The following is a 16,596-nucleotide window of genomic DNA, read 5'->3' on the forward strand; positions in this document are numbered from 1 at the left end:
CCCGGGATTCAGGGCGGGCCCGCCTCGCCCAGGTCGAAACGGATTCCGGCGCGCAGCATCGTGGTGGCCGACAGCCCGATCAGATCCCGGAAGGTCTCGCTGAAGTGCGACGGCGTCGCGAAGCCGGCGTCGATGGCGGACCGGGTGAGATCGGCGCCGGTGATCGCGCCGCGCACGGCGCGGGCCATGCGATTCCAGCGCTGATACCCGCGGAAACTGGTGCCGTACTGCTCGGCGAACAGCCGCAGGAAGTGCGTGGTGGACAGTCCGAGTTCCGCGGCGACCCGGTCGGCGCGGAAGGTGCGGGCCGGGTCGGCCCGAATCGCGGCCGCCACCACCTCGATGCGCGGATCGGCGGGCGTGGGCGCACCCGCGATCGCCAGCGCGTAGATGTGCTCGGGCACGGGCCGCTCGGCGGCGCACAACCGGATCAGCTCCCGCTCGCGACGGTGCGACAGTCCGAACGGCCCTGCGGCGCCGGTCATCTCGTCGGCGATGGCTCCGGCCGGTATCCCCGCGGGCTCGACGAACAGCGCCAGGATCCAGCCCGCGGTGGCCACGATGCGGTGCGGTGTGCGCGCGGGGGCGAACGAGCTGCGGGTGTGGATCACCCCCTGTGCACCGGTGTGCAATTCCAGCGGTGCGTCCAATCCGATGCTCAGCATGGCGACGGCGGGCGCGTGCGGATCCACCCCGAGATCCGGTCCTATATATCCGATATGCCCGGGTCTCATCCACGCCGTCGGCGTGCGCGCCGCGGCGCCGGCAACCGGTTCGATCCGCACTCCCGCCAGGGTAGCGCCACCCCGCCCGGCCGTGGCGACGCACGGGCATCTGCTCCGCGTCCGAGCAAAACACCCACGCGGCGCGGCCCGAGGTCCGATAGTCGAGGTGCCACTACCAACGCTTTGCCACCTGATGATCCGCACGGCGGGAGAAGCACGATGACAAGCCTTGATAATGCCCGGACCGGTGAGAGCGCGCCCGAGGCGGGCGCGGCGCCGGATCTGCTCGGGGAGATCCCACCCGGAATCCTGAACGGGCCCAGCGGGCTCGGCACGCAACTCGCCCGGCGCTTCTCGCCGCGGCCGCCGGGTGCGGACCCGGACCCGGAATCACCAACCGGCACAGCGACTTCCGGAGATCACTGTGCACCCGGTGCGCAACGCCTGGGCGAGAGCGCTTTTCGCGTACCCCTGCGCCGGCTCACCGCCGATGTCGAACCGTATCGCCTGGTCGAGTGGGGCGACGGATCCGGCCCGCCGCTGTACTGCGCACCGGTCGCGCGGATCGACGATCGCCTCGCCGCGGAGGTGGACGACCGCCTCGCCGCGTGGGCGGCGTCGATCGGCTGCACCGAGGACGAGGTCGGCAAGCTGCGCAGCACCGGATACGGGCGGCTGGTCACCATGACCCACACCGATTCCGAGGATCCGGACCGGCTGCTGGTCGCCGCGCAGATGAACACCGCGTGGTGGATGGCCGACGACTACTACGCCGACGATTCGGCGCTCGGGGCGGAACCGACCAGGCTCCCGCAGCGCCTCACCCTGGCCATGGCGGCCCTGGATCCGGTCCCGGACGCGGGGGAGTTCAGCGCACCCCTGAACGAGGTGCTGCGCGAGGACAAGGTGCTGCGCGCCTTCGGCTCGGCGGTCGCCCACCTGCGCAGGCACGCCACCGCCGACCAGGTGCAGCGCGCCTGCTACGCCACGTTCTCGATGTTCGTGTCCTGGACCGCGTACGCCGCGTGGCGGCACACGGGCCAATCACCCACGGCCTGGGAGTATCTCGCGGCCCGCCAGCACGACAGCTTCTACACCTCGATGACCCTGATCGACCCGGTAGCGGGCTACGAACTGCCGGCCCACCTGTTCTACGACGAGCGGGTCCGCCGCGCCGCCTTCCAGGCCGGGACGATCGCCGTGCTGGTGAACGACCTGATGTCGGTGAAGAAGGACGCCGCCGACGAGAATCCCGTCTGCAACATGGTCCTGCAGATAGCCGCCGACCGCGCCTGTTCGGTGGCCGAAGCGGTGGCGGCGACGGTGGACCTGCACAACCGGATGGTCCGCGACTTCGAGGCCGGCCACCTCGCCCTGCGCGCGGTCCCGTCCCCGGAGCTCCAGCTCTTCCTGCACGGGGTCCGCAACTGGATGGGCGGCTCCTTCGAGTGGCACAACACCAACCCCCGCTACCGGTGATCCGGCCCGAGTTCCCCACGGCGCGGCCGCGGGGAACTCGGGCGCCGGGCGACGCTGTCCCCGAGGGCTACTCCCCGGTCAGATAGCGGATCAGATCCCGGGGCAGACCGTGGATGCGGGCGCCCGGCTCAGCGCACGGGGCGGGTGGTGGCGTTGGGATCCTGCCAGTGGCCCAGGTCGAAGTAGAGGGTGGTCATCGTGTTCCACATCGACGACCACGGCTGCTTCGGCCCGCTGCACTTCCAGACCGCGACCATGCGGTCGATGCCGGGGATGCCCATGGGGTCGTCGTGTTCCGCGACGCGCTCGACCTGATCGAACCGCGCGCGCAGATCGGCCTCGGCGGTGTTGAGCCCGAAGTAGATCACTGTCGTCGCCGAGTCCGGCGGCGGGCCGAAGAAGCCGAAACCCCGGCTGGGACTGTAGACGTCGGGCAGATCGTGCTTGCCGCCGAACTCCTCGACGGCCCCGGCCTGCCAGTAGCCCTGCGAGACGATGACCGCGGTGTCCTTCTCCTGCGGGGTCAGCGTGTCGTAACCGTCGGCGACGGTGTCCACCAGCGTCGTCCAGTTCGTGGTGCCGAACAGGCCCGACCGCACGCCCAGGTCGATGGCGTCCTCGGTCTGGGTGCGCCACGACGGTGGCAGCGGCAGCATGGTCAGCGCGAGCACGTAGGTCAGCACCGAGAACGCGACGATCGGAACCAGCAGCACGTTCATCCATCGCCTGCGGTCGAACTGCCACAGCGCGACCGCGCCGATCGCGAACATCGCGGGGAAGAACCCGGTCGGGTAGTAGGGCCGTCCGTGCGTGGCGATCACGAAGGTCGTCATGATCACCAGCGCCACCACGACGAAGCGGTAGGGCCGCAGCGACTCCTGCTTCCACACGCCCCACAGCGCGAAGCCGATCAGGACCGAGCCGAGCATGCCGGCCAGCGCCAGCCACTGCGGCATGAAGCCCAGCGGGCCGAAGCCGGTGGCGTCCTGCTCCGCGCCGATGATCGAGCCCATGGCCAGCTGCGGCCAGTTGTTCTGCGACTGCCAGTACAGGATCGGCACCAGGGACGCGGCCAGGATCGCGGTGGCGCCCCACAGCGCGGGGCGGCGCAGGATCTCGCGCGGGCCGCACAGGATCACGCCCAGGCCCAGGCAGCCCCACACCAGCGGAACCATCCACTTGACCTGCATGTCCAGTGCGGCAACCAGTCCGGCGGCCACGATCAGCCAATCCTGGCGGACACGCACCCAGCGAATGAACAGCCAGGTGATCACGGCGGTGAGGGTGGCGTCGAAGGCGAACGTGCTCAGCGCGACCTGGGTGGTGATCAGGCTGGTGGTCGCGTAGGTGAAGGCCGCGGCGAGCTGGACGCGGCGGTTACCCCGCAGCTCGTAGGCGATGAGGGCCGAGACGATGATCGCCCCGACGCACATCACGACCGCCGGGAAGCGCAGCGCGATCGTCGATCCCGGCGCGGCCAGATCCGCGAGCCAGGCGAAGAACGGCACCACCACGCCCTGATCGGCGTAGGTGTAGTCGAGCCGGCGGCCGGCCGAGAGGAAGTAGAGCTCGTCGCCGAAGAAGTCGTAGCGGCCCGCCGTCACGGTCAGCACCACCGCGGAGAGCGTCGCGACGAGCGCGACCTCGCGGAATGCGAACCGCGGGTGGGGAGCCGGAATTGCTTCCGGCTCGGTATGAACCGCAAGTACGGCTGTCATGTACTTCCCCTTGCAACTTTCCGATCGACGCGCTCGACGTCACCTGTGCAGGTGGCGTCACCCTCTGTTCGCTGGTGAACCGATTCCTCCCGGCAGCGAACAATCTAAGCGCTCGGCGCTCGCGGTCCTGTCGGATTGCGCAGTTTTGCGAAACGTTAGTGCTTATCACTAGGGTGCGCAAATGCTCCGGAGGTAACGGCAATAGCGGATTGCTTTCAATTGGTAGCGAAACCCGGGCCGATCAATGTGACCGGGGTCATGAGTAGCGTCCGAGATCAATGCCTCTGCTAAATTCCGCCCTGATCAGCAATGATTTGGCAATGCGCGCCGTCGGCGCGGCGGTGGCCCGAATGCGGCTGGTGGACAGGATGAATCGCCTCGCGGGGTGTGGTGAAGAACGCACTCGGACACCCGCGTGCCGGCTCGGCGGCAACCCCTGGAAGATTCAAGCCCAGGAAACCGGGAATCCCCCTACTCGCCAGTATCTATTCACCTCCGGGGAATTGCGTGTACCGCCTTGCCGGAGCGATGTGGAACCGACCGTTCCCGTTCCGTGATCTGCAAGGTTTCAGACCGAGCCCAAGGTTTTGGGGGCTTGCCCGATCAATTGCCGCGCAAATGCGGGCAAGGCGAATTCGGCGACGGTCTTATCTTCAACGGGTCGCCGCGAGTGAGAAGAGAAGCGGATCAACGCACTTGGCGGACTCGAACGTACACGCCGCTACCGCGCCGCCGGCGCACCGGCCGATACGGTGACCGATACGGCCGTCACCCCGCCCCGTGCATCGCCGATGGCCCCCACCCGTTGTCCGTTCCGCCGAGATCATCCGCGGCCACTCCCACGACGGCGGATTCCCCCCGAACCTACGGGAGAGCCCCGACATCTCCAAAACCATTGAGTTCACGGTGATTTCATCCCCCCTCCGGCGGAACAGCACGGCGCGCAACCCTGTTCCCCGGGTATGACTCTCGGAATCGCACTCGCCGCCACCGACACGGACAACTACGTGGACGCCATCGTGGCCCGATCCAGAACGGTGCGCGAACTCGGCGTCGGCGCGGTCTGGTTCGGCCAGCGCATGGACTACGACTCGCCCGCGCTGGCCGCGATCGTCGGCCGCGAGGTGCCCGGCCTGCAGGTCGGCACCTCGGCCATCCCGGTCATCGGACGCCATCCCCTGGTCGTGTCCGCACAGGCCCAGACCGCGCAGGCCGCTACGCACGGGCGCTACCACCTGGGTCTCGCGGTGGGCTCGACGCTGGTGTCCGGCGCCTTCGGCGCCCCGTTCGACCGTCCCATCGCCCTGCTGCGCGAGTTCCTGACCGCGCTCACCCGCCTCCTCGACAACGACCCGGCCGGCTTCGTCGGCGAATCACTCACCGCCACACCGTCGTTGCCGACCGCCGTCCCCGGTGCCGCCCCGCGGGTCCCGGTGCTGGTCGCGGCCATGGGCCCGCAGGCCCTGCGCGTCACCGGCGAGCTGGCCGACGGCATCCTCCCGTATCTGGCCGGGCCCGGCACCCTGGCCGAGCACATCGTCCCGGCTCTCACCCGCGCCGCGGCCGGACCCCAGCGGGTGGTCGCCTTCGTACCGGCCGTCGTCACCGCCGATCCGGAGGGCGTCCGCGCCGCCGCGATCGACAAACTGTCCTTCTACGAACAGGTTCCGTCCTACCGCCGGGTGATCGAACTGGAAGGCGCTTCTCGCGCAGCCGAACTCGCCCTCATCGGCGATGAGGAGACGGTCGCCGCCGGAATCCAGCGCTACTACGACGCGGGCGCGACCGAGGTGGTACTCACGAGCACCGATCTCGGCACTCCCGAGGACGAACGCCGCACCTGGGCCCTGGCGGGCAGTCTCACCGCAGACCGCGCCCCGGCCACGGCGTAGATCGCCGGGACCTCGGCCGATGTGGCGGATTGTCGAAGGGCCCGCGAACCACCGGTCGGGTCGTGTTCCAGGTGGCCGCCGTGCCGCCGCGCAGCTGAGCGGTCCTGGACGATCACCGTGGTCCGCACGCCCACATAGGATTTCGGCCCACGCAGGATTTCGCGACGCCGACGAACTCGGCCGCCGATCGCTTCCCCTTCGAGCGGCCGAGCTGTCAGACGTCGGGGATGTCATCACCGTCGATGGCGATTTCGACGGCAAAACGGGTGTCGCCCAGCGTCTTACGGATTCGATCGGTGATGCGGTCGACGTCGGTGCGCTCGGCCGCGGGCAGCGGCGCGCCCACCGACTCGCGGGCGCGGGCCGCCGTGCCGAGCAGGCGGGCCGCCAGCTCGGGGCGGCCCGCGAGGGCGTGCGCCCCGGCGAGACCCTCCAGCGCGAGGGCGACGGCCCGGGGATCGGCGCCGGCGCGGGCGACGGCGAGCCCCTCGCGGTGGCGCGCGAGCGCCGTCGCGGCGTCGCCGAGTTGTTCGGCGAGGAAACCCGATTCGGCGAGCAGCAGCGCGGGTCCGGGGCCGAACTCGACCGCGCGGTGCCAGGCCAGGGTTCGGTCCAGGAGTTCGGCGGCGAGCTCGGCATCGCCGGAGCGGCGCGCTCCCAGGGCTAGCCCGATGTCGGCGTGCACCTCGCCCGCGGTGTAGCCGTGCTCGGTGGCGAGGGCGCGGGCCTCGCGGTGGAGTTCGGCGGCCCGGGCGAAGTCTCCGGTCAGCAGGGCGACCCGGCCCAGGCCGGTGATGCGGTCCGAGGCATCGGAGGAGAAGCCGAGCTCCCGGGCCAGGCGCAGGCCCTTGCTGTGCAGTTCCGTTGCGGTCGCGTAGTTTCCGGCGATGCTCGCCAGCGCCGCGAGCGGATAGGTGGTCTGCAGCCTGCCCCAATCATCGCCGAGTTCGGTGAACAGGGCGTGCGCCTGTTCCGCTCGATCGCGAGCGGCCGCCAGGTCGCCGCGCAGGAGCGCCTGGGTCGATCCGGTGCTCAGCGCGGCGGCGACGGTCCATCGATCGCCGGCCGCTCGGGCGGTCCGCAGCGCGCGGTCGATCGTCGTCTCGCTGCGGGCGAGGTCCACGCCGGACTCGAGTAGCGCGTGACCGAAGAACCATTCCGCGCGGGCGTCGGCGGCCGCCGGCGGCGCGGACGCCGCGGCGACGGGCCGTTCGCCCTCCGCGCCGGTCAGCACCGCGAAGCCGTTGTGCCAGTGCGTGATCCGGCTGTGCAGCGCGGAGTCTGCGGTAGCGTCGCTCGTTCGCAGCACCTCGGCGAGCATGCGCCGGGCCTCCCGCAGTCTGCCGCGCAGGAACCAGTACCAGGTGGAATCGAGGGCGAGCGCGAGCGCGGTGCCGGGCGCGCCGTGCCGGACGGCGAACTCCAGGGCCGCACGGAGATCGGCGTTCTCGGGATCACGGCGGGCCGACCAGGTCCGCTGCCCGGGCCCGTGCAGCTCGGCGGCGGACCGCGCGGCCAGATCCTCGTGGAAGGACAGATGCCGCCGCCGGAGTACCTCCGCGCCGCCCGCCTCGTCGAGGCGGGTACGGGCATAGGCCGCAATGGATTCGGGCAGTCGATACCGCGCCCCGTCGGTGACGACAACCGACGAATCCACCAGCCGGATCAGCGCGCCCAGCACATCCAGGTCCCGATCGCAGACCGCCTCGGCCGCGTCGAGCGTGCAGCCGTCGGCGAAGACCGCGAGACTGCGCAGCACCGTCCGCTCGTCCGGGCCCAGCAGCTCCCAACTCCAGTCGATCATGGCCCAGAGGCTGCGCTGGCGTTGTGGCACAGCGCGATTGCCGCCGGACAGCAGCCGGAACCTGTCGTCGAGGCGGTCGAGCAGGGCATCGACACCCAGGGCGCGCACGCGCGTGGCGGCCAGTTCCAGCGCGAGCGGAACGCGGTCCAGGCGACGGCAGATCGCCGCGATGGTCTCCGCGGGGGTGGCGGTGAACCCGGGTGCGGCGGCGGTGGCGCGCAGGACGAACAGCCGCTCGGCATCGGACTGCGACAGCGGCGGCACGGTCCACACGGCTTCGCCGGCCAGCCCGAGTGGTTCGCGGCTCGTGGCCAGGATTCGCAGCCCGGGCGCGGCGGCCAGCAGGAGACGTGTTGCCGCGGCGGCGGATTCGATGACGTGCTCGCAGTTGTCCAGAATCAGTAGCAGATTTCGCGGGCGCAGGGCCTCCTCCAGGCTCGCCTGCCTCTCCTCCCGAAGGCCCAGTGCCGCACCGATCTGTTCGAGGACGCCGGCGGATCCGGCGAGGCCGACCAGGTGCACCCCGTCGGGGTGGTCATCGGTCGTGAGCCGGGCGATCTCCTGTGCCAGACGGGTTTTGCCGACGCCGCCGAGGCCGGTCAGCGTCACCAGCCGGTGCCGGCCGAGGAGTTCGAGCACGGCGGGCAGCGCGTCCCGCCTGCCGATGAGATCGGTGAGCGGTGCGCCGGGCGAGGTCGCCGGCGGGGACGGCGCCGGACCCGGTGAACGCGTGCCCGCCGGTTCGGCGCGCAGGGACTCGTCGTGGGACAGGATCGCCCGGTGCAGGCCGGTCAGCTCCGGTCCGGGATCAACGCCCAACTCCTCGGCCAGCAGATTCCGCACCTCGGTGTAGACGGCGAGCGCCTCGGATTGCCGCCCCGCCCGGTACAGGGCGGTGATCTGCAAGGCGCGCAAGCGTTCTCGCAGGGGATGGCGGCCCGCGAGGTCGCCGAGCTCGGCCACGAGCGCGTGGTGCTCGCCCAGCTCCAGGCGGGTCTCGGCCAGCAGTTCCGCGGCCGTGAGGTGCTGCTCGGTCAACCGCGCGGTCGCCGCCCGCGCGAAATCCGGATCGCCGATCCCGGTGAACGGCTCGCCCCGCCACAACCCCAGCGCCCGGGTCAACAGATCGGCCCGGGCCCGCGGATCCGATGCCCGGGCGGCGGCCTCGGCCAGCTCGCCGAACTGCCCGGCGTCCACGTCCGCCGGGCCGACCCGCAACAGGTACCCCGGTGCGGCGGACTCCACCAGCTGCTCGGCCCCCGGCTCCGCGGCTCCCAGCGCCCGCCGCAACCGCGAGACCTTGGTCTGCAGCGCGCCGTTCGCGTGCCGCGGCAGCCGCTCACCCCACAGCCCGTCGATCAGCCGATACCGGCCGCCCCGCCTCGATCAAGAGCGCGGCCAGCAGCGCCCGGACCTTCGCCTCCGGGATCTCGACGTCGAGCCCCGCGGCGGTCCGGGCGGTGATGGGCCCCAGCACCGAGAAGTACATGCGGGCACGGTAGCCGGACAATTCCGGCGTACCGGCCCCGCCTCCGCAGATGTGCCGCTGACCGGCGGCCGGGGTCGCCCGGGATGCCGACTTTGCGGGTGCGGGTGGCCCGGGGTTCCGACTGGCCGGGCTGCCGGCCGATCGCGTCGCGGTGCCGAACCACGGGCGGATCGCCGAACTCGGCACGTTGCTCGACTGTGTCGCTCACCCCCGGCCTTCCCGAACCACTCGTTTCTCGGCCGACAGCGGACCGACAGGGTTCCGACAGCGCCCGCGGGCACAGTGAGAACACGGCGCCGCACCACCCGGTCCGGCGGCAGCAGCAGAGGAGCCCGTCATGTCGTTCGAGAACACCACCGAGCAGTCCGCCGTCACGGTGATCGGCCTGGGCCAGTTGGGAACCCGCGTCGCGCAGGCGTTCCTTGCCGCCGGCTTCGCGACCACGGTGTGGAACCGCTCCGCCGGGAAGGCCGACGCCCTCGTCACCCAGGGCGCGAGCCGCGCGACCACCCTCGACGCGGCCGTCACCGCCGCACCGCTGGTCGTCGTGGTCCTGCCCGACTACGCCACCGTGCACGACCTGCTCGCCCCGGTGGCCGAGCGACTCCGGGGCCGCGCCCTGGTGAACCTGACCTCCGGCACGTCCCCGGAAGCCCTCGACGCCGCGGCCTGGGCGGCGGAGCACGAGATCGCCTACCTCGACGCCGCCGCCATGAGCGGCACCCGCCTGATCGGCCGCCCCGACGCCCTGTTCCTCTTCGGCGGCCCGCGCCCGGCCTTCGACACCCACGAAGCGGTGCTGCGGAGCCTGGGCAATGCCGTGCACCTGGGCGCGGACCCGGCCCTGACGCCGCTCTACGACACCGCCCTGTTCGGCCAGATCTGGGGCGCGCTCGCCGGCTTCTACCACTCGCTGGCCCTGGTCGGCACCGCCGGCGTCGACCCGACCGTCTTCGCCGACGTCGCCACCACCCACCTGTCCGCGTTCGTCATTCCCCTGATCACCGAACACGCCCGCCAGGCGCGCGAGGGCGTGTTCCTCGCCGACGACGGCACCGTCGACATCCACCGGGCGGCGATGGAACACCTCATCCACACCAGTGCGGCGCAGGGGATCGGTACGGAGGTTCCCGCCCTCTTCCGATCGCTGCTGTCCGGGGCAGCGGCCGCGGGTCACGGTGACGGCGGGGTCGCCACGGTGGTCGAGACGATCGCCGCGGGCGCCCGCTGAACCCGCTCGCACCGGTCGGCCCGCTGCTCACCGCCGGTTTCGCCGCCCGTGTCACACTTGCCCGCCGTACGTCGTCAACTCTGCGAAACCGATTACGGCACCGGCCGAGTGAGCGAGGACAGAGCAATGGGAATCGAAGATCTGCGCGGTGTGACTCGCGGCGGCGTGCTGCTGCCGGGCGACCCGGGGTTCGAGGCGGCGGCGCGGCCGTGGAACGTGGCGGTGGCCCAGCCGGTGTCGGCGGTCGTCACCGTCGCCGACGCCCAGGACGTGGCCGACGTGGTGAAGTTCGCGGGCGGCGCCGGCCGCCAGGTGGTCACGCAGACCACCGGGCACGGCGCGACCGGCGGGATCGAGGACGCGATCCTGCTGCGCACCGCCGCCCTGGATCACATCGAGATCGACGCCGAGCGCGGGGTGGCGCGCGTCGGCGCCGGTGTGCAGTGGGGTGCGGTGCAGGCCGCCGCCGCCGCGCACGGACTGACCGGACTCGCCGGGAGCAATCCCGTTGTCGGCGTTCCCGGTTACACCCTCGGCGGCGGCTTCGGCTGGTTCGCCCGCAAGTACGGCTGGGCCTCGGACGCGGTGCGCGCCTTCGAGATCGCCGACGCCGCGGGCGGGCGGGCCCGGATCACCGCCGACTCCGACCCCGACCTGTTCTGGGCATTGCGCGGCGGCGGCGGCGATTTCGCGATCGTCACCGAGATCGAGTTCGATCTCTTCCCGGTTCCGGAGATCTACGGCGGCCGCGTCATGTGGTCCGCGGACAACACCGCCGCGGCCTTCGACCTGTTCACCGAACTCACCACCGACGCGCCCGCCGAACTCTCGGTGTGGTTGCAGCGCTACCAGATTCCCGGCGCGGCACCCACCGTCGCCATCGACTTCGCCTACCTCGGCGACCCCGCCGAAGGCCGCGACCTCACCCGGCGACTCGACTCGCTCGACGGTGTCATCGCCGACACCCGCGGCGCGCTCACCCCCGCGCAGATCGGCCGGATCACCGCCGAGCCCGCCGATCCGAGCCCCTCCCTCTCGCGCGGCGAACTCCTCACCGACCTCGGCGACGCGGTGGTCGAGACCCTCGTGGCCGCGCCCACGGCGCCGCTGCTCAATATCCAGATCCGCGGTCTGGGCGGCGCTCTCACCCGTTCGGGACCCGATGACGGCGCGCGCGGTCCCATCGCCGAGCCCTACGCCCTCTACCTCCTGGGCCTGGGACTTCCGCACCTGCTCGACGACATCCGCACCCGGTTCGCCGATATCACCGACGCCCTCGGCGATCACATCACCGGCGCCAAGCCCTACACCTTCCTGGCTCCCGGCGAATCCGCCGCCGCGGCCTTCACCCCCGAGACGCTCGCCCGTCTCCGGCAGATCAAGCGAGCACGCGATCCCCACAACGTGATTCGCGCGAACTTCCCGGTCAACGACTGACCGCTCCGGTTCCGCAGCGCACCGCCCCGCCGGCGAAATATCCGGCGGGGCGGTGCTTCTCGCGTGGCGCTCGCGGCTCAGGCGCGGCGCAGCGCCAGCACGGGAATGGTCCGGATGCCCGCGGTCTTCTCTTCGTACCCCGCGAAACCCGGGTAGCGGCGGGCCTGTTCGGCGTAGATGCGGTCCCGATCCGCCCCGGTGATCTCGGTGACGGCGACCGGGTAGCGCTCGGTCCCGACCTCCACCTCCCCGGTGCCCGCGGTGGTGAGGTTGTAGTACCAGTCCGGGTTGGTCGGCGCCCCGGCCTTGGACGCGAAGACATAGATGACCGCGTCGTCGTCCGCGTCGGCCAGATACATCATGGGGCTCACCAGTTCTCGCCCGGACTTACGCCCGCGGTTGTGGACCAGCACCATGGGCGCCCCCTGGAAAGGCCCGCCCACCCGGCCCTGGTTCTCCCGGAATTCGGCAATGATTTCGCTGTTCCAGTCACGAGGTTCGCTCATGCCACGGATTCTTCCGGTGCGCACGGCCGCGCGCACGGATCTCCCGGCGGCTCGCGGTCGCACGGCGTTTCCGGTACCGGTTGAACCCGCCGCGCCCGCACACCGTACTTCCCCAGCGGGCCGGACATCTGCGCTCCGGCCACCGAGCACCGCTCGTGGACCCTCCCGCGTCCGGTCCGGAAACCCGGTCACCCACGGCGGACCAGCGCGAACCCGCCCCGGCCGAGCCGATTCGCTGTCCCCGAATCGCTTGCCGCGGAAAAGTTCTCGGCAGCGGTTGACGGGAGGATCGCCGCACCACGGAGGGGAGTTCGAGTCATGAACAGCGCACAACCGGTGATCCTGACCTGCTTCTACGCCACCATGGCGGCGTTGAACGGGTATCTGGTCGTCCAGATCCTCCGCCGCGCGGTTCCGCCGAATCCCGCGCCACCCGATCGGCCCCTCGACCTGTCGTCATCCGCGGACTGGGGTACCGCTCAGCGCTGGATCGTCCCCAACCGCCTGACGGCGGCCGGGCTCTATCTCGCCGCCATCGCGATCGTTCTCGGGTCCTTGCTCACCGGCACGGCCCGGGACGGCTCGGCGCTCCTCGCGCTGGCGCCGGTCGTGGCGGATCTGATCCTGTACGCATCGTCCTATCTGGTGGTGCGCGCGCGGCTCAACTCGCACCGTCGCCGCTAGCGGAATCCGTTGACGCCGGACCGATTCGGGGTGCGGTGAGCAGCGCGCGGGCCGTGGCGGATCCGTCCAGCACCCGGGTCACGCGCTCGGTGATCCGCCAGCCTTCGGGCGTGCGGGCGAGCCGAAACCGGTTGGCTCCGGCCCGCCACACGAAGAACTCACCGTCGCGGTGCCGGATCAGGAGCGATTCGCAGACGGCCGCGGCGACGTCACCGTCCAGGGTGACCGTCGCCGGTCCGAGGAAATGCGCCGACCCGGTCGCGATCAGCGATTGGTGGGCGGCCGAATCGACCATGGCGCGCACATCGTCCCGGCTCCGCATATGCCAGCCCTCGACGTCGTATTCACCGTCCTCGGTCCACAGCGCGGCGACCGGCTCGGCGACCCCGGCGTCCACGAGCGGACCGTAGGAGGCGATCAGTCGCGTGATGGCCAGTTCGTCCTCGAGCCGCGACAGGCGACTCTCGAGCGCGGCCAGACGTGCTTCGGTCATGAGAGTCCTTCTGCTACAGGAGATGACGGTCGACGAGCGCGCGCAGCGCGGCGAGCTGCTCGCAGTAGTGCCCGGCGTCGGTCGCGCGTACCGAACAGGTCAGATGGGTGGCGCCCACCTCGCGCAGCGCCGTCAGCCGGCGCAGCGAATCCACCTCGTCGCCTTGGGGATCCAGCGGAGCGCCCGGTGCGAGCACGAGGTCGAAATCCGGCGGCACCGTGACCGTGGCCAGCAGATCCGCGATCTGTTCGGCTCGCAGCCCGAACGGCACCCACCCGGTACCCAGGGTCACCGCCCGGCGCAGGGACCGGCGGGTGCGCCCGCCCACCCAGATCGGCACCGTGGTGCGCACGGCGTGCGGCTCCAGCACGAAGTCCTCGACCTCGCGCCGCCCCCAGGCCCGCCGCAGCCGTGTCAGCGCCGCGTCGCCCAGGGCGCCGCGGTCTTCCCAGGCCGCACCGAGCAGCGCGAATTCCTCGGCGAGCGAGCCGACGCCGACACCCAGCACCACCCGGCCGCCGCTGAGCCGGTCGAGCGTGCCGTAGCTCTTGGCCAGCGCCAGCGGATGGTGGTAGCCCAGCACCAGCACCGAGGTGGCCAGCCTGATCCGGCGGGTGTGCGCCGCCAGATAGGACAGGGTGGCGAGCGGATCCCAGTAGGTCGCTCCCCGCACCGCGGCGGCCGCGGCGGGCACGCCGACGTGGTCGGAGCAGGTGAGATGGTCGAAGCCGAGTTCGTCCGCGGCCCTGGCGATCCGGGTCAGTTCCTCGGGTCCGGCCGTGCGCTCCCAGGGCGACGCGATCCCGGGCACCTGGACGACGATGGGAGTCGAGAGCCCGAGTCGCAGTGTCATCGCGTCACCTGCTCCGGCAAGCCCATGAGCCGCCGCATGCCCCGGTCGGCGCGGGACACCGCCGCCGCCCGATCCGGGTCGTTGCGTAGCGCGGCCCCCGCCTCGTTTCCGGGCATGATGTGGACTGGTCCGTGGCCCAGCCGCGAGAGTCCTTCGCGCGCCGCGTCATCGGGTTCCGACACGGTCATGCCGGGTGCGTCGAAGTCGAGTCCGACCCGTTCCATGGCGGGCGTGCGGGTCACGCCCAGCACCAGTTCCAGTACGTCCACCCCGAACTCGCCGAGTTCGAGCCACAGGCTTTCGGTGAAGATCCGCCCGAACGCCTTCGCGCCGCCGTACACGGCGTGATGGCGCGAGCCCAGATATCCGGCGAGCGATCCGACCCGCAGAATCCCGCCCCGGCCGCGCGCTTTCATGGCGCCGCCGAAGTGGTGGATCAGTGCGAGCGGGACGGTGATGTTCAGATCTATGACCCGTTGGAACTCGGCCGGATCCCCGTCCACGAACGGCGCGCTGTGGGTGTTCGCCCCCGCGTTGAGCACGAGCAGCCCGACTTCCAGGCCGGCGGCCGCGGCGATGATCTCTCCGACCGCGCCGTCCGCCGTCAGATCGAGTGCGAGCGTGCGCACTTCGACCCCCAGCGCACGGCATTCCGCGGCCGTCGCGGCGAGCGGCTCGGCCCGCCGCGCGACCAGCAGCAGTGCGATTCCGGCGGCCGCGAGCTCCACAGCGAACGATCGGCCGACCCCTTCCGATCCGCCGGTGACGACCGCCCACGGCCCATAACGCCGCGAATCCACCTCGTGCATCGTGACTTCCTCACCTGTGAGTTCGAACCGGGCCGCCTCCAGTTCTACAAACTTCCGCCCGAAAAAACTAGAGTCAATTCTAGTTATCGGGCATAGGGTGGACCGATGCCCCGCATTCCCGACCCCCGCACCCCGGGCCGCGTCTCGACGGTCCGGCAGGTCGAGCGCCGCCGCGCGATCCTGCGCGCGGCCGCCCGCCTGGGTGCGGAACACGGCCTCGAACGGGTCCAGATGAGCGAGGTAGCCCAGTCCGCGGGCGTAGCCCTGGGCACCCTGTACCGCTATTACCCGTCGAAGAGCCACCTGTTCGCGGCGGTGCTGGAGGCCGCGGTGGATAACCTGCCGCAGCCGTCCCCCGTTCCCGGCGATCCGGTCGGCGGTGCCACCGAGTTCCTGGCCCACGCGATCGGCGAGCTCCTCCACCGCCCCCGCCTGGCCCGCGCGATGCTGGTGTCGATGAACGCGGTCCGCGCGGAAGACCTTGCCCCCCACCCGGATCCCGCCGCCCCGCCCCCCGCCGCCGACCCCCCGATGCCCGCCCGAATCCTCGCCGCCGCCGGCAAGACCGATCCGACCGACGAGGACCGCCGCCTGGCCCGCCTCCTGGAACAGTGCGTCTACGGCATCCTGACCTGGGCCGTCGCCGGTCGCCTCACCGCGGAACAGGCCCGCTCGGACACCCGCAGGGCGTGCGAGCTCCTGCTGGCACCCTGGGATGAACAGCGGTGATCGCCGCCGTACAGCCGCGAACCGCCTCGGGATTACCCCCGGGACCGAAATGACAAGAGCCGCAGATCAATGATCTGCGGCTCTCATGGAGTGGAGCTAAGGGGAATCGAACCCCTGACCTTCTCGATGCGAACGAGACGCGCTACCAACTGCGCTATAGCCCCAGCCGCTCGCCGTTTCCGGCTTGCGAGGGGAAACTTTAGCAGGTCGGTCGGCCGGTCAACGAATCGGCAGGTTACGGCCGGTTTCCGGACCTGCGACGCGGTGGACTTCGGACTCGGGTCGGCGCGCTTTCTCGGATCGGGTCTCGTGGGGTCATGGGGGCGAGCGTCCGGGACCGGGCAGGGGAGTCTCGGGAGATCCGAGTGTCATGGCCGACGGGTGGCGCGGACCGCGAGTGCGTCGAGTGTCAGGGGTGGGTGGTTCGGAGTGCGGGCAGGCCGAGTGCCGGGCGAGTCGGTGGTTCGGATCGTGGGGCAGGCCGAGTGCCCGGAGCGAGATGGTGGTTCGGATCGAGTGCGAGCCGAGTGCCGTAGCGAGACGGGCGATAGGGATCGCGGGTGCGGGTGGCCGGGGTGTGCCCGCGGGTGCGGCTTTCGGAAATCGGGGTGAGCCAATGGCGTGAATGAGTCAGGCGCGGGCCGGACCGTGCGGCGAATTCGATGGGCGTCGTTGGGGATGGGGTGTGGATAAGTGTGGAGAGTTTCGGGAGGGGGTGGAAATGGTTCGGGCTCAGGTGATTCCGGG

Annotated in this window: 14 protein-coding genes and 1 tRNA gene; 6 read left to right on the top strand and 9 right to left on the bottom strand. The window is 71.1% G+C overall.

Annotation, left to right across the window (positions count from 1 at the left end; genetic code table 11):
- Nucleotides 1-8: 8 nt before the first annotated feature.
- Nucleotides 9-785 (bottom strand): helix-turn-helix transcriptional regulator, encoded by a 777-nt coding sequence (locus ACWIGI_RS08990; RefSeq protein WP_454201791.1) that lies wholly within the window; start codon nt 783-785, stop codon nt 9-11.
- A 159-nt stretch (nt 786-944) separates the two neighbouring features.
- On the opposite strand from ACWIGI_RS08990, the gene ACWIGI_RS08995 reads away from it, so the two are divergent.
- Nucleotides 945-2,204 (top strand): family 2 encapsulin nanocompartment cargo protein terpene cyclase, encoded by a 1,260-nt coding sequence (locus ACWIGI_RS08995; protein ID WP_454201792.1) that lies wholly within the window; start codon nt 945-947, stop codon nt 2,202-2,204.
- A 128-nt stretch (nt 2,205-2,332) separates the two neighbouring features.
- On the opposite strand, the gene ACWIGI_RS09000 is transcribed toward ACWIGI_RS08995, so the two are convergent.
- Nucleotides 2,333-3,922: an ArnT family glycosyltransferase gene (locus ACWIGI_RS09000; protein ID WP_454201793.1), complete on the bottom strand. Its 1,590-nt coding sequence runs from the start codon at nt 3,920-3,922 to the stop codon at nt 2,333-2,335.
- A 962-nt stretch (nt 3,923-4,884) separates the two neighbouring features.
- Between ACWIGI_RS09000 and ACWIGI_RS09005 the strand changes: the two genes are divergently transcribed.
- On the top strand, nt 4,885-5,814 hold the full coding sequence (locus tag ACWIGI_RS09005) for a TIGR03564 family F420-dependent LLM class oxidoreductase (protein WP_454201794.1): 930 nt from the start codon (nt 4,885-4,887) through the stop codon (nt 5,812-5,814).
- A gap of 214 nt (nt 5,815-6,028) precedes the next feature.
- Here ACWIGI_RS09005 and ACWIGI_RS09010 read toward each other — a convergent pair whose 3' ends face one another.
- Nucleotides 6,029-8,908: an ATP-binding protein gene (locus ACWIGI_RS09010; RefSeq protein WP_454201795.1), complete on the bottom strand. Its 2,880-nt coding sequence runs from the start codon at nt 8,906-8,908 to the stop codon at nt 6,029-6,031.
- 49 nt (nt 8,909-8,957) lie between these two features.
- Nucleotides 8,958-9,107, bottom strand: a complete 150-nt coding sequence (locus ACWIGI_RS09015; protein WP_454201796.1) for a hypothetical protein — start codon at nt 9,105-9,107, stop codon at nt 8,958-8,960.
- A 337-nt stretch (nt 9,108-9,444) separates the two neighbouring features.
- Between ACWIGI_RS09015 and ACWIGI_RS09020 the strand changes: the two genes are divergently transcribed.
- Nucleotides 9,445-10,338, top strand: coding sequence for an NAD(P)-dependent oxidoreductase (locus ACWIGI_RS09020; RefSeq protein WP_454201797.1), 894 nt, complete (start codon nt 9,445-9,447; stop codon nt 10,336-10,338).
- Between the two features lie 126 nt (nt 10,339-10,464).
- Nucleotides 10,465-11,775 carry an FAD-binding oxidoreductase gene (locus tag ACWIGI_RS09025; protein ID WP_454201798.1) on the top strand — a complete coding sequence of 437 codons (1,311 nt, stop codon included), beginning with the start codon at nt 10,465-10,467 and terminating at the stop codon, nt 11,773-11,775.
- A 77-nt stretch (nt 11,776-11,852) separates the two neighbouring features.
- Here ACWIGI_RS09025 and ACWIGI_RS09030 read toward each other — a convergent pair whose 3' ends face one another.
- Nucleotides 11,853-12,281 carry a nitroreductase/quinone reductase family protein gene (locus tag ACWIGI_RS09030; RefSeq protein WP_454201799.1) on the bottom strand — a complete coding sequence of 143 codons (429 nt, stop codon included), beginning with the start codon at nt 12,279-12,281 and terminating at the stop codon, nt 11,853-11,855.
- A 318-nt stretch (nt 12,282-12,599) separates the two neighbouring features.
- On the opposite strand from ACWIGI_RS09030, the gene ACWIGI_RS09035 reads away from it, so the two are divergent.
- Nucleotides 12,600-12,965, top strand: coding sequence for a hypothetical protein (locus tag ACWIGI_RS09035; protein ID WP_454201800.1), 366 nt, complete (start codon nt 12,600-12,602; stop codon nt 12,963-12,965).
- Here the strand turns inward: ACWIGI_RS09035 and ACWIGI_RS09040 are convergent.
- From ACWIGI_RS09040 to ACWIGI_RS09050, 3 genes are read right to left on the bottom strand one after another with little or no spacing between them, the layout of a single operon-like run.
- Complete coding sequence (locus ACWIGI_RS09040; protein ID WP_454201801.1) at nt 12,943-13,458, bottom strand: nuclear transport factor 2 family protein; 516 nt, start codon at nt 13,456-13,458, stop codon at nt 12,943-12,945. The genes ACWIGI_RS09035 and ACWIGI_RS09040 overlap by 23 nt on opposite strands.
- Nucleotides 13,459-13,471: 13 nt before the next feature.
- Complete coding sequence (locus ACWIGI_RS09045) at nt 13,472-14,305, bottom strand: TIGR03619 family F420-dependent LLM class oxidoreductase (RefSeq protein ID WP_454201846.1); 834 nt, start codon at nt 14,303-14,305, stop codon at nt 13,472-13,474.
- A gap of 2 nt (nt 14,306-14,307) precedes the next feature.
- Nucleotides 14,308-15,120, bottom strand: coding sequence for an SDR family NAD(P)-dependent oxidoreductase (locus ACWIGI_RS09050; RefSeq protein ID WP_454201802.1), 813 nt, complete (start codon nt 15,118-15,120; stop codon nt 14,308-14,310).
- Between the two features lie 105 nt (nt 15,121-15,225).
- Here ACWIGI_RS09050 and ACWIGI_RS09055 point away from each other — a divergent pair, with 105 nt between their 5' ends.
- Nucleotides 15,226-15,849: a TetR family transcriptional regulator gene (locus ACWIGI_RS09055; protein ID WP_454201803.1), complete on the top strand. Its 624-nt coding sequence runs from the start codon at nt 15,226-15,228 to the stop codon at nt 15,847-15,849.
- Between the two features lie 91 nt (nt 15,850-15,940).
- Here ACWIGI_RS09055 and ACWIGI_RS09060 read toward each other — a convergent pair.
- Nucleotides 15,941-16,013, bottom strand: a tRNA-Ala gene (locus ACWIGI_RS09060).
- Nucleotides 16,014-16,596 lie beyond the last annotated feature (583 nt).

Source organism: Nocardia sp. NPDC055321, from assembly GCF_053645575.1.

Bases quoted from the DNA above. Each gene is read 5' to 3' on its own strand.
- ACWIGI_RS08995 (WP_454201792.1), top strand. From the start codon at position 945: ATGACAAGCCTTGATAATGCCCGGACCGGTGAGAGCGCGCCCGAGGCG.
- ACWIGI_RS09000 (WP_454201793.1), bottom strand. From the start codon at position 3,922: ATGACAGCCGTACTTGCGGTTCATACCGAGCCGGAAGCAATTCCGGCT.
- ACWIGI_RS09005 (WP_454201794.1), top strand. From the start codon at position 4,885: ATGACTCTCGGAATCGCACTCGCCGCCACCGACACGGACAACTACGTG.
- ACWIGI_RS09015 (WP_454201796.1), bottom strand. From the start codon at position 9,107: ATGTACTTCTCGGTGCTGGGGCCCATCACCGCCCGGACCGCCGCGGGG.
- ACWIGI_RS09020 (WP_454201797.1), top strand. From the start codon at position 9,445: ATGTCGTTCGAGAACACCACCGAGCAGTCCGCCGTCACGGTGATCGGC.
- ACWIGI_RS09025 (WP_454201798.1), top strand. From the start codon at position 10,465: ATGGGAATCGAAGATCTGCGCGGTGTGACTCGCGGCGGCGTGCTGCTG.
- ACWIGI_RS09030 (WP_454201799.1), bottom strand. From the start codon at position 12,281: ATGAGCGAACCTCGTGACTGGAACAGCGAAATCATTGCCGAATTCCGG.
- ACWIGI_RS09035 (WP_454201800.1), top strand. From the start codon at position 12,600: ATGAACAGCGCACAACCGGTGATCCTGACCTGCTTCTACGCCACCATG.
- ACWIGI_RS09040 (WP_454201801.1), bottom strand. From the start codon at position 13,458: ATGACCGAAGCACGTCTGGCCGCGCTCGAGAGTCGCCTGTCGCGGCTC.
- ACWIGI_RS09050 (WP_454201802.1), bottom strand. From the start codon at position 15,120: ATGCACGAGGTGGATTCGCGGCGTTATGGGCCGTGGGCGGTCGTCACC.
- ACWIGI_RS09055 (WP_454201803.1), top strand. From the start codon at position 15,226: ATGCCCCGCATTCCCGACCCCCGCACCCCGGGCCGCGTCTCGACGGTC.